Origin of the sequence: Paenibacillus foliorum, from assembly GCF_013141765.1 — a bacterium.
In the GTDB taxonomy this organism is placed as follows: domain Bacteria; phylum Bacillota; class Bacilli; order Paenibacillales; family NBRC-103111; genus Paenibacillus_S; species Paenibacillus_S foliorum.
The window spans coordinates 90911-103378 of the sequence record NZ_WHOD01000066.1 but is presented as its reverse complement, the minus strand read 5'-3'; the positions used below and the strand labels follow the sequence as shown (position 1 = coordinate 103378).

General features: G+C 45.6%; 10 protein-coding genes and 1 riboswitch. Of the genes, 4 read left to right on the top strand and 6 right to left on the bottom strand.

The annotated features are described in order from the left end of the window. Positions 1–165: 165 nt before the first annotated feature. Together GC093_RS17320 and GC093_RS17315 are read right to left on the bottom strand one after the other, a co-directional pair. Entirely contained in the window at positions 166–954 is a 789-nt protein-coding gene (locus GC093_RS17320; protein WP_171653150.1) for a phytanoyl-CoA dioxygenase family protein, read from the bottom strand. Continuing rightward, positions 947–1237 carry a hypothetical protein gene (locus tag GC093_RS17315; protein WP_171653149.1) on the bottom strand — a complete coding sequence of 97 codons (291 nt, stop codon included), beginning with the start codon at positions 1235–1237 and terminating at the stop codon, positions 947–949. The genes GC093_RS17320 and GC093_RS17315 overlap by 8 nt, the downstream gene beginning before the upstream one ends. Positions 1238–1578: 341 nt before the next feature. On the opposite strand from GC093_RS17315, the gene GC093_RS17310 reads away from it, so the two are divergent. Next, on the top strand, positions 1579–2469 hold the full coding sequence (locus GC093_RS17310; RefSeq protein ID WP_246314661.1) for a helix-turn-helix domain-containing protein: 891 nt from the start codon (positions 1579–1581) through the stop codon (positions 2467–2469). Positions 2470–2497: 28 nt separating this feature from the next. Here GC093_RS17310 and GC093_RS17305 read toward each other — a convergent pair whose 3' ends face one another. Together GC093_RS17305 and GC093_RS17300 are read right to left on the bottom strand one after the other, a co-directional pair. Next, positions 2498–4255 (bottom strand): sensor domain-containing diguanylate cyclase, encoded by a 1758-nt coding sequence (locus GC093_RS17305; protein ID WP_171653148.1) that lies wholly within the window; start codon positions 4253–4255, stop codon positions 2498–2500. Between the two features lie 103 nt (positions 4256–4358). Continuing rightward, positions 4359–4441, bottom strand: a riboswitch (cyclic di-GMP riboswitch). A gap of 97 nt (positions 4442–4538) precedes the next feature. After that, a complete protein-coding gene (locus GC093_RS17300) occupies positions 4539–5447 on the bottom strand; it encodes a LysR family transcriptional regulator (RefSeq protein ID WP_171653147.1) in 909 nt (302 codons plus the stop codon). Between the two features lie 180 nt (positions 5448–5627). Here GC093_RS17300 and aroA point away from each other — a divergent pair, with 180 nt between their 5' ends. After that, entirely contained in the window at positions 5628–6980 is a 1353-nt protein-coding gene (gene aroA / locus GC093_RS17295) for a 3-phosphoshikimate 1-carboxyvinyltransferase (protein ID WP_171653146.1), read from the top strand. A gap of 275 nt (positions 6981–7255) precedes the next feature. On the opposite strand, the gene GC093_RS17290 is transcribed toward aroA, so the two are convergent. Next, the gene (locus tag GC093_RS17290) at positions 7256–7405 is read right to left on the bottom strand and encodes a hypothetical protein (RefSeq protein ID WP_171653145.1); all 150 of its coding nucleotides are present in this window, start codon (positions 7403–7405) and stop codon (positions 7256–7258) included. A 354-nt stretch (positions 7406–7759) separates the two neighbouring features. On the opposite strand from GC093_RS17290, the gene GC093_RS17285 reads away from it, so the two are divergent. Together GC093_RS17285 and GC093_RS17280 are read left to right on the top strand one after the other, a co-directional pair. Beyond that, positions 7760–10819 carry a stalk domain-containing protein gene (locus GC093_RS17285; RefSeq protein WP_171653144.1) on the top strand — a complete coding sequence of 1020 codons (3060 nt, stop codon included), beginning with the start codon at positions 7760–7762 and terminating at the stop codon, positions 10817–10819. A gap of 140 nt (positions 10820–10959) precedes the next feature. Then, on the top strand, positions 10960–11376 hold the full coding sequence (locus GC093_RS17280; RefSeq protein ID WP_171653143.1) for a hypothetical protein: 417 nt from the start codon (positions 10960–10962) through the stop codon (positions 11374–11376). A 115-nt stretch (positions 11377–11491) separates the two neighbouring features. On the opposite strand, the gene GC093_RS17275 is transcribed toward GC093_RS17280, so the two are convergent. Then, complete coding sequence (locus tag GC093_RS17275) at positions 11492–12355, bottom strand: AraC family transcriptional regulator (RefSeq protein WP_171653142.1); 864 nt, start codon at positions 12353–12355, stop codon at positions 11492–11494. Positions 12356–12468: the final 113 nt, after the last annotated feature.

The following is a 12468-nucleotide window of genomic DNA, read 5'->3' as shown; positions in this document are numbered from 1 at the left end:
CATGGAAATTGCTGCACTTTCGCAGTTTTTTCCTCTAAGCAGCAATTTCAGTAGAAAATAACTGCAGGTTTGCAGGAATTCGTGCAGGCTGTTTGTTGATCGAAAGAGGGTTAAGCACTGATGCTGAGGTTGAGCCTCTTTTTCAAAGGCATACATTATTAGAAACTATTGTCCCATCCGCGTCAGCACGCCTTCGAATGAGGTGTCCACCTTATCGTCGCCGCACAGGTAACGCCAGAACTTGGCGGTTTGAATCTGGTTGACGCGTGCTTCATCTCCGCACCATGGATGGTACGCTTTTTTGAACACATCGCGTACTTCCGGACTGTTGTAATCATCGGTGTTAAACAAGCTGCGCTGCTCTTGACCGGGACGAAGACGCAGCTTGAACACATAACGTGTATCGTCGGTGTGATTCGGCTGCGCGCAATGCCAAATACCATGGTGAAGGAAGCCGATCGATCCGGCTTTGGATACCATCCGCTTTTGGCCAACGATGTTTTTGTAGCGGGCAATGCTGCCGTTGCTCACCTTGCGCAAGTGGGAGCCAGGAAGGACCAGGGTTGGGCCCATTTCATCGGGAGCATCATGAGAGAAATAGAAGGCTTGAATATCAAAGCCGAACGGCCGAGTATCAATAACAGAATCAGCGTGATAGAATTGCCCTTTCAGGTGTTTGGCCCGTACAATATGCATAAAAGAATGGTCATAGATCGGGTATTGGCCAACAAAGCTCTGAATCGCGCCCTTGACCTGCGGCAGGTCAAAAATCTCGCGGATAATACTTGATTCATTCCAATAAGTGGAGCCGTTGCCTTGAAATTCACGCTGCTCTTTATAAGCGGCTTCATTCAGCTCTTGCGGCACGATCTCATCAAGCTTCAAAAAACCGTTCACAGCAAAATCGGCCATTTGTTTAGCCGTTAAAAGATGCTTCTTATCAACGCTACTCATGGATAGTCACCTTCTTTTCTAAAACATATTCATAAGGCAGATGCCCTTGTTCATGCTCAAAGCCGCTTAGAAAGATCGGCATAGACGGTAGTTGAATGACGTTCCAGCCATCACGCATCGCATCCAGTACGGAAGCATACAGCGGCTCGTTGGAATCGCCTGTGTTCATTTGGAGCTGTCCCTTTGGAATGGTGCTGTCGTACAGCGCCCAAGCAACGGTGCGGGATTCGAGATCTGGATCTGCCAAGTGCAAAACTAAAATTTTCTGACGGGTTACACTCATGGTTTTGTTTTCCTCCTAAGGGTTTCGCTTTGGCGAAACCAGCATCGTAAGCATGGACTGAATATTACCGTAAAATTTGCATCGTAACTGTGGTCTGAGTTTTGCTTTAGCAGTACTTTCTACGTAAAACATGGTCTGGATTTTCTATTAGCAAAACGGATTTGGTTCTCGTGAGAAAACCGTTGCCTTATGTACATATTGTAGTATGCAAATGAGGCTGTGAGGATGTATGATAATAGCAAACATTTGCACAAAGCTAAGGTGTTATCGGCTGATAAGTTACATATGTCCGTTGAAGAAAAAGAAAAAATGTGAGTTCTGCGAATTTACAGTACAAAGGGATGGATGAAATGGATCAGGATAAGCTGCAGCTGCAGCTGATTCGCAGCTATTTAGAAAATACACAGATAACGCTGCAAACAGCGCATTATACGAAAACTGGGCAAAATTGGCGGGCCATGAATATGATGACGGATGTGAATCGGTTCTATTTTATCCGTGAGGGTGAAGGGTGGATCCATATTCGAGGTAAAGACTACAGTCCGCGCAAGGGCCAGCTTTATTTGCTGCCTGCAGGAATGAAGCTGTCGTACTCGCCTGTAAATGAGGACAATACATTGGGGAAGCTGTGGTGTCATTTCTCGGCGACCATGGGGGATATCAACCTGTTCCAAATGCTGGAGCTGCCGCATTGGATTGAAGTGAGCGATGAGCAGAAGCTGGAGCGCCAATTCCAAGAATTGATCGAGCTGCACAACAGCAATGCGGTGTCAGCTCCGCTGCGTATTAAATCGATCCTGTTTGAGATCATTTCCGAGTATATCGAGCAGTCCTCCGTGGATGAGCTGCATTTGACTGCGACGACAACTAATTCAAAAATCAATAGTGTGCTTTCCTACATTGAAAGCCATCTGGCAGAGTCGATGACGGTTGATGAATTGGCAAAGCTGGTGCATTTTCACCCTAATTATTTCATGAACTACTTTAAATCGATGATGGGCTTATCTCCGATTATGTATGTAAACAAAAAGCGGCTGGAGAAAGCCCGCCGCTTACTTGCCACCACTGAATTGTCGATATCCAATATCGCTGAAGGAATTGGGATGGAGCTCTATTATTTCTCACGGCTATTTAGAAAGCAGACTGGTATGTCACCATCCGAATATCGCAAGGCATCCGGGAAAACAACCATGACAGAAGATGAGGATACGACTTCAGAGGGGCTGGACTAGTGACTTAAACTAAACTGTTCTATAGGCTCTAGTGGTCATCGGTCACAGCTACACAATTGCGCCCGCTTGCTTTGGCCTTGTACAAAGCGGTGTCCGCCAACTTTAGCAGCTTCTCTAGCGTTTCTGCTTGCTCATTCCGGCAAGCGATACCAAGGCTGGCAGTCACCCGCAAGTCTCCGTGGCTAGTGGGGAAGCTCATTTCGCTTATCCCTCTGCGAATTTGTTCAGCTAATGCTTGAAGCCACTCGTCAGAGGTGCCGTTGATCAGGATTATGAACTCTTCACCGCCGTAACGGCCGAAGGTCTGTGATTCGTCATTCAGCAGGTAGGAGCTGACACGCCCAGCAACAGAGGCCAGCACCAGGTCGCCGACAGGATGCCCATACTGGTCGTTGACCCCTTTGAAATGGTCAACGTCGAACATAATTATACCGAGATGACTGTTCGTATGAACGGATTGCTGGAAGACGCGGAAGGCCTGATCGAAGAAATGACGTCGGTTATAAATGCCAGTCAATACATCTGTCGCAGCCAGCCGCTGCATTTGACGATACAGCCGAGCATTCTGAATATAGCTTCCTACTTGACTGGTGTAGGTAAAGGCTATATTCACATCGCTTTGAGTATAGGAGCCGCCGTTCTGCACAATGATCATCCCTTGAACATTGCTTTCAATTAAGATAGGCAAGTAGAGGAAGTGGATGCGGTTCGTTTCTTTCACAAACGGCTGCTCTTGCTGCTGCAGCAAGCTGAACATTTCACGAGCATGCTGCTCCGCGTATTCAATGTCTTTGTAACCATTAGAAGACTCATCATATCTGGTCATCATGGAAGTCAGCATATCGTAATGCTGAATCCATAAAGTAGAGCTGGTGTAAGGAACAAGCTCCCTTAACGAAGTTAGGATACGCTCATTAACCTCCCGTTCATCCAACGTCGAGCTGACCGAAGAAATAGCATGCCTCAGTGCCTCCCCGTCTTTCCTTTGTTTAAACTCCGCGTTATAACGGCTCTCCAGCTCAATGGTTTGTGCAGTTTGCACTACCAGCTCAGAGATTTGCTTCAGCATGCGATTAAACACCTGGCCTAACTGGCCAATTTCATCCCGTGCAGTTGTATTCGCATAGCTGCGTAAATTACCAGCGGCCGCCTCATTCATATGCAGAACCATACTCTTAAGCGGATTTGTGACCCAATTAGACAGAGTTAACATAATAAGGAAGAAGGAAAGGATGAAAAACAGCAGCGTAAGAAGCACAGGGTATTTATAGAGTGAAAATAGCTTGTGATTAATTTTGTTACTTTCCACAATAACCACAACGGAACCTTCGTAATGTGTCTTATCTGTATTAAGGAACGGAATAACTGCGCCCAAATAGGAATTGCCTTGGTGGGTATAAGAAATAACGCCTTCCTTACTCAATCTAACAGCTTCTAAAAGCTCAGGGATATCCAACATAGTGGTATTCTCTTGATTTTTACTCTTAAAAAGTACTTGGCCATCGGTGTCTGCCACATAAACTAATGAAATCTCTTTATGTTTCCAGATTATTTCTTTGCATAGCTCATCAAATCCAACGAGATTTTTTTCTGTGAATCCGAATGAATGAATGTGGTCTAATTGATTTTTCAGACTTTGCCCTATGACTAGAATTTGTTCCTCCAGCACTTCGTAGTATTGTTTTTGAAAAAAATAAGTGCCAATGACATTGTTTAATCCGATGGAGACAGTCAAAATAATCACAAGCATAATTGTTATTTTTGTCTGAAGTTTGCTGTAAGTCATCATCATGGATTCTCCCATTCAAACTGCATATGTCCCACTTTTATACATTTCCGAAGCTCTGAAAAAACAAAAAATCTACCAAAGGTAGATTTTAAGAACCTTCTTTGGGAACTCGGCTGCCATAGTATTACCTTAGGCCCGTGGCTTTGCGTCCCTCCCTTTCGAGTAGGTTTGCCTTTGACATCGGAAGATGTATATTTTGTAATGGATAGTATTTGACAGGAGAACTGAAAATCCTTTTTACATAAAGATAAATTTAGGACTTTAGGCTTAAATGTGTAGTTCAAACGACTCCGTTCACTTCAACTAGCTTCAAATGTGCGGTTAGCTCTTTAACAAAAAACGAAGAAGCCATGGGCAGAGTGCCGCCAGGCAAGGTGACAACTCCTATAGAGCGGGAGGGAATGGGCTCGATTACGTTAAGTTCAATCAGTGTGCCAGCCTCTAAATCGTCTTTGACAAAATCCCTCGGGAGCATGGAGACGCCCATCCCTTTACGTACGAATTCAATCAGCAGATCCACTGATCCGAGCTCAATGTCGGGTATTACATCGATGCCATAGGTGTGGAGAAAGGCGTGAAAAAAGGTGCGTGAACGGCTGTGAGCCGAGAGCATGACGAAGGGGTTTTTAACCAGTTCTTGAAGGGTTAAGGGTGACTCCATTAATCGGGCATACTCGGGACCTGCAACAAAGCAGTCCTGTATCGTCTTGGTTGTCTGCACCTGAATACGGTCATCCACGGGCAGATGGACAATGCCGCAATCGATAGCTCCGTCGCCTAGCCGTTTTAGAATATCCTCGGTTTTTCCATGTGACAGACAGATGCGCACCTCGGGTGCCTTTTTATGAAATTCAGCGAGAAAAGGGAGCAGATAATACTTGCACAGAGAATCGCTGGCTCCTAGACGGATGGTTCCGCTTAATACCGATTTCATCTCGCTGATCTTACGTTCTCCCGCTAGAATCAATCCATAGGCCTGCTCGACAAAATGGTACAGTACTTTGCCTTCCTCCGTCATTTCCACTCCCTTAGGCTTGCGCACCAGCAAGCGAACTCCAAGCTGCTCCTCCAATTGCTTCATAGCATAGCTGGCGCTGGGCTGCGTTATATAGAGTTCCTGCGCTGCTCTTGTGATACTCCCGCATTTCACGGTGTAATAAAACACTTTGTAATGGTCCATTGCGCTCATGACATAGATCCTCTCTATGGATTATATAAAATACTTCAATTATTTATATGTCTAACTATTCCCTATAATAAAGCTAACAGCTCGAACCGTGCAAGTCGGGAAGAGGGCTTAACGAATTAGAAGCTCTGTGAAAAAGCGGCTGGCAGCTTCACGGAGGCTTTTAGAAAGAGGTGTTCAAGTATGGGAGTAGCAGAACCGGAACGAAATTCCCGCTCTCCATGGGCGGCGCTCCACGATAAAGAGGAAGTAGAAATTCACCCCCCATCGCAGCCACCTGACGGCGCTATTGCGGTATCTGGGAGCAAGAGCTACACGAATCGAGCCATCATTATCTCAGCTTTAGCAGAGGGCCCCTCGATCCTTCGTGATATTTTGCGCAGCGATGATTCCTATTGGTGTCTGGATGCTCTGCAGAAGCTTGGAGTCAGCGTGCAAGTGGAAGGGAATACGGTATCAATCGAAGGAACCGGAGGAGAGTGGCCTAATCCATCAGGCAGCTTATATATTGGAGCGGCGGGAACCATTGCGCGGTTTCTACCAGGTGCGTTGGCTGCCGGCAGCAGTGGCAGTTGGGTGCTGGAAGGAAACGAGCGGTTGAGCGAGAGACCGGTTAGGCCTTTGGTAAAGGCCTTAAATACAATCGGTGCGGATATTCGATATACAGCAAACGTGGGGCAGCTGCCGATTAACATTAAGGCGCGGGGGCTTACCGGTGGAATGGTGACGGTATCGGGGGCGGTATCGAGCCAGTTTCTGAGTGGTCTGCTTATTTCAAGTCCTTATGCCGAGCAGAGGACTGAAATAAGAGTAGTCGATAATATCGTGCAGCATGCTTATGTCGGAATGACGATAGAGCTTATGAAGCGTTACGGAGTTGTGGTGAAGCATAACGAGGCGTATGAGCATTTTACCATTGAGCCTCAGAGGTATAAGGGGCAGGATATTCAGCTGGAAGCGGATGCTTCCACCAGCTGCTACTTTCTCGCATACGCCGCTCTTACTGGTGGGCATATTCGGATAACGAATCTGACTGCCGCAACGCTCCAACCCGATATCGGCATGCTTAAGGTGTTCGAACGGATGGGATGCCGTGTGAGCAGTGATGCTGACGGAATTGAGCTGTGGGGACCGGACTCGTTACAAGGGGGGTTCACCATAAGTATGCGGGAAATGTCTGACCAAACGTTAACGCTTGCGGTACTTGCCCCGTTTGCCGATGCGCCGATTACGATAACCGATGTAGAGCATATCCGCACTCACGAGTGCGATCGGATCAGTGCTATGTGCAACTCCTTGACCCGTCTGGGTATTCAAGTGGAGGAACACCGCGATGGATTGACCGTCCACCCTGGGGTGCCAATTCCCGGCGAAGCGCTTGCTACTTACGATGACCACCGGATGGCGATGTCGCTTGCACTGATTGGTTCACGTGTAGGAGGGCTGCGTCTGCGCGATCCAGGCTGTGTGTCCAAAACCTGCCCGTCCTTTTTCGAGGATATGAGGAAGCTTGGGCTGCAGGTGAAGTTAAGTTAAGAAAATCATTTAACTCATAGATCAGAGGTGCCGCCTGCCGCCTGCTTGTCGAGGAAATTGGCAAGTGTGCAGACCATAGAAGATCTGGCTAATCATGATAGCCTATGATGAAAATAAGGGCCGAAGTCTGAAAAAGACGATGGGGTTACAATCGCCAACCTGGCTATTGATCCCAAAGATTGTGCCCCTGCCGGACGCAAATAAGGGTAAGCTATCGCTTACCCAAGCTCGAAACCTCTTATTAAATAAAACCGCCATTTCTGGCGGTCGGAGAATTAAGGTTCATCGATGTATTCTTCTTCGTTTGCCATGTTGTTCGATGGGTTTTCATCTGCTTTATTGTCCGGATCTTGGGCGGTATCGCAATTAACGATACAGTTCATTATTTCTTCGGAGTTATCTTGAATGTTAGTGAATTCAACCATAGAGGAACCTCCTTTCATCAGAAGTAGAGTTTCCAAGTTTAAGCAAATTATTCGAACAGTGATCTGGACATCGCCATTTGAAAAATATAATGGTGAATGTCTTGTACATAGTGAATGTCGAAAGCTCGTAACAGCAGGCGCTGTGCGGGCTTTTTCTATGCTAGCTATATAGAATTCTTCGGGTTACATCTAACCTTAAATTGTACAGAAATTACTGTAAATTGAAGGAGTTATCTTTTCTTGAAATAGCTTGAAAATGTATTTATTAATATGGAAAAATGTGGTTAAATTGATTAGGACTTGAGCCATCGCAGCCAAGGGTTTTGCTATTTTATTATGAAGGGGACTTCGCCAATGGTACGTTCACATTTATTCAAGCTGCTGTTACTGGCTATGATGGTCACTCTGCTTATCCAACCCGGTGCGGCTTGGGCAGGCACGAGCACACTGATTCCCGATTCTGAGATGGAAAAAGCCATTCGGGATCAATTGAAGAAGCAGACAGGGGAGCTTACGATAGAAGATTTGGCTCCTCTTACTTCGTTGTATGCATATAAGGGTTATACAATCAAAAATTTGGCAGGCATTCAATTCGCTAAGAAGCTGAACTGGTTGGTGCTATCCGGCAACCAGATATCCGATGTTTATCCAATCAGCAGCTTGAATCAATTATTCGTGCTTGATTTATCCAACAATGAGATCAAGGATGTTCGCCCTTTGAAGAATTTGGAGAGAGTGAAAACATTATTTATAAGCAGAAATCCTTTGTCCGATGCTACTCCTTTGTGGAGCTTAACCTCGTTACAGGATCTTTTTCTAAACCAAACTGAAGTCAAAAGCATTGCGGGGATTTCCTCCCTTCAGCGATTGACTTTTCTGGATCTATCAGATAACGCCATAGGGGATATGCAAGAAATCAATAAAATCACCGGTCTTAGAAGCTTATTTGTATCGAATACTGGATTAAGCGACCTGTCTTTGTTATCGAATCTGAAGGAGCTAAGGAAGCTTGGGTTAAACGGCAATAAGATTCAGGATATTAAGGTTTTATCCTCCCTGGTGCATTTGCAAGAGGTGAATCTTAAGAAAAATCCGCTGCAAAAGGAGTCCAAAAAAATCATACAAGACTTGATTGAGCGTGGTGTGAAGGTGGAGTTTGATCAAGAGCTGTTCCCTGACATCGTATCAGCTATTCCCGTATTTATTGATGATGGGAAGCTAAGCTTCGAACAGCCGCCTATCAATGTAAATGGATCGGTATTGGTTCCTTTTCGAACGGTTTTTGAGAAGCTCGGGATCGCCGTTAATTGGAATGAGGACACACAGGAGGTATCGGGTCGAAGCAAGCAGGTAGATATCAAGCTAACCATTGGACAAAAATCGGCGCTAGTTAATGGCGATAATACGGAGCTGTCGGAAGAGCCACGAATTATTAACGGTATTACCTTTGTTCCGCTTCGCTTTATTGGGGAGGCGTCCGGCAAAGAAGTACACTGGAATCAAGCCAATGCTTCGGTACAAATCACAACCAAATCAGACAGCAGTCAAGGAAAGCTGTACGATGACAAGGGTCATTTCCTAGCTTATAACGGTGGTTTAGCAGAAGGCAAGCAGCAGGGCCAAGGGACCAGCTATTACCCAAATGGCGATATTTTTTATGAGGGTCAATGGGATCAAGGACAAATACATGGCAGAGGCAAGCAGTATGATTCGAACGGCAAGCTGCATATGGAAGGCGAGTTTAAGAATGGCCTGCTGGATGGTCAGGGGAAGTACATCTACATCTCAGGTGAACGCATGGAAGGCTTGTTTGCCAAAGGGAAGCTGAACGGTGCGGGGAAGCTCTATAATGCGAAGGGAAGGCTGGTCTATGTTGGTGATTTCGTAAATAACAGCCTGCATGGGAAAGGTTCCATCTATTATGATGACGGGAGCTCGTACTCCGGAGACTTCGTTCAAAACAAGAAGCAGGGTTACGGGAGGGTTCGATATACGAACGGTGTTCAATTCGAGGGCAAGATTGATGATCAGTATATAGTAGAAGGCAAATATTTTATCGGGGATTCCTACTTGTGGTATGAGGGTACATATCGGAATAACAATTTTCATGAGGGAACCATGTATTATTCTAATGGAGCTAAGTATGTGGGAAGCTTTCAGGATAAGGGATTTCTTGAGGGGAAATTTACAGATTTTACAGGGAAGGAACTAGTTAACACGAAGAATGGTACCGGATTTCATTTCTATCCTAATGGGGATTGGTATGAGGGTGAGCTGGTTAATGGAGAAATTCATGGTAAGGGCTCCTATTACTCTCCGAATGAGGGAAAAACGACGGGTTCTTTTGAACACAGCGAGCTGCAAGGACACGTACAAATGTATTCGCCCAAAGGCGAGCTTGAGTTTGAGGGGGAGTACCGGAATAACAAGCGTAATGGCCCAGGCAAAGATTATGGGAAAGGCGGCAGCCTCAGATACGAAGGAAGCTATAAGGATGGCAAGCGAAGCGGAAGCGGCAAAGAATATGATTCGAAAAACAAGCTGACGTACGAAGGCGAATATGCGGACGGCACCTGGGAAGGCCAAGGAACTCAATATCGTGATGGGGTTCCCATCTATTCAGGAGAGTTTCAGAATCGTAAGTATCACGGCAAGGGCAAGCTCTTTTATTATAATGGTGACCGCTACGAAGGCGAGTTTAAAGAGGATGAATTCGGGTCTGTAGGCACCTTCTTCAATGCCTCTGGAGCGAAGCTTAAGAATGGCATAGAGCAGGGCGAAGGGGTTTACCACAAGGCGGATGGCTCGATCTACAAGGGTGAGTTTGAGAAAGGCGTTATGCAAGGAAATGGGGAATTGTATCGGGCGAACAGTAGTCTTTCTTATCGTGGTCAATTTGTTGGAGGAAAGCCTCAAGGTCAAGGGATGTCTTATGATTTTAAAGGGGTCAAATATTACGAAGGCACTTATAACGATGGATATATGCAAAAGGGCAAGGAGTTCAACAAGGAAGGCCATGTCATTTATGAAGGTTCTTTTGATTATGGGGATCGGTCGGGTCAAGGACGTCAATATACAGACAAAGGTCGTTTGCTTTATGAAGGAGAATTTGAAGAAGGTGACTTCCAGGGCAAAGGAACTCTTTATTATAGCGACGGCATCGTGTATGCAGGGATATTCGACTATGGCGATTTTGGCCAAACGGGGTTATTTACCGATGCGAACGGCAGTGTGGTGCAGGTAAACCAGACCTTGACAGGGTCAGGGAAGTTCTATCAAACGGACGGCCGTATTTATGAAGGAGAGCTGAAGGAAGGCAAGCCAGAGGGACAGGGGAAGCTGTTCGATGGGGATGGCAAGCTGGAGTATACAGGTTTGTTCAAAAATGGCTATCGCGCGAACTGGGAGGACTAGGAAGTGGGGAGATTCCGCCGCAGGATGAAAGGTTTATAAGCGTTAAAAGAGTTAAGGCAGTCGAAGTTGACTACGAAATAAGTCTCAGTCCATTCATAAAATCATCCTAATTGGGTAATCTATCCATAGGTGGTGGGTAGATGAAGAAAAGGCTTTATAGAGCTGCAATATGTGCTTTATTAATATTAACGATGATAAGATCTCAAGCATCGGCTGATGTAGTGCCTCGTGATAGAGTCCTTGAAGAGGCATTTCTGCAGCAATTGCATCCAATAATTCAATCCTCCCTCAATAGCATATATAACGAAAAGTACTCGCAAGTTCGATGTACTCGTGTTATGTCTATTCACGAAAGGATTACAATCTCCAAACATGGCGTTGAGACTAAACCGGTAGATGCGATTCATGGGGCCAAGTATTTTGAAATAAGAGTCGGGCTGGTTAGGAAGAACGATGAGTATGTAGAGTTAAGGTTAAAAAATGATACAGCTTCTGCTCAATATTATCTCGTAAATTACAGTAAGGGAGATCGACCGCAAGGGTTTAGCTGTTCTTAGCTGAATCTCTAAAAGCCTTATCCTCTTTCCCACAGTGGGAGTGAGGTAAGGCTTTATCTTTTTGCTTATTGAACTTGCCGTAGTCCATTCGCTTTGCTGCCGCGTGCGATTGTGCTCACGATTTGGAGGTTTTTTTATAACGGTAGGGACTTAGACCGACATTCTTTTTGAACAATTGGCAAAAATAAGAAAAATTGCTCAGACCGATGGATAGACCGATCTCCTGAACCGTCATATCGCTAGTTTTCAAAAGCCAGCAAGCTTGCCGGATGCGGCGCGCGGTCAAATATTCAGTAATGTTAGTCCCAATCGATTGCCGGAACACCGCGGATACATGGTTAGGCGACAGATGAATGGCTTTGGCTAATTGCTCCAATTGAAATTCCTCCATGTAATGCTCTTCGATCCACTCCATGACGAGCTCGGCAGCGGTAGACTTAGATTTGATGGGTGAAGCTGCTGGAAGAATGGAGCCTCCGTGGCTTTTTAACAGCTGCAATAGAGCAACTAAGAACAGCATCTGTTCTTCAAGCAATACTCCAGGTGCCGCGGCGGAAAGCTGCTTCCGGTAATCACTCAGCAGTCTTTCAACGGACTCTTGTGGCAATCCGCTAAAAATTTGCGGGCTTGCAGAGCCTTTCCACACTTGACGGAAAAAGGATTGCAGCGAGGCGAATGGCGCTAGAAAGCTATCCAGAACAGTAGGCTCGAAAACGAACAATGAACGAATATAAGGCGATCCTGGACTAAGATTTAATTGAATACGATGGAGCTGAAAAGGGCGGAAAAAGACGAGACAGCCCGGTGAAAGCTCCACTATTTGTTGATTGACAACGACACTTCCTTGCCCTTTATGGACATAGAGCAGCTCCATTCCTTGATGGGCGTGAAAGATATCTGTAAATTCATCCGTCCGGTCTTTGCTAAAAGAAAGCTGAACCGGATGCTGGTTTAGATTCATATAGTTCATAATTTTCATAGGGCTTCACCTCGGTAGAATCAACCGTAATACAACAACATTTTATCATAAACGCACCAAACAATGCTCCGTCAATTTTTGCTAAGCTAATGGTATAGGTATTTTGAGTCAAT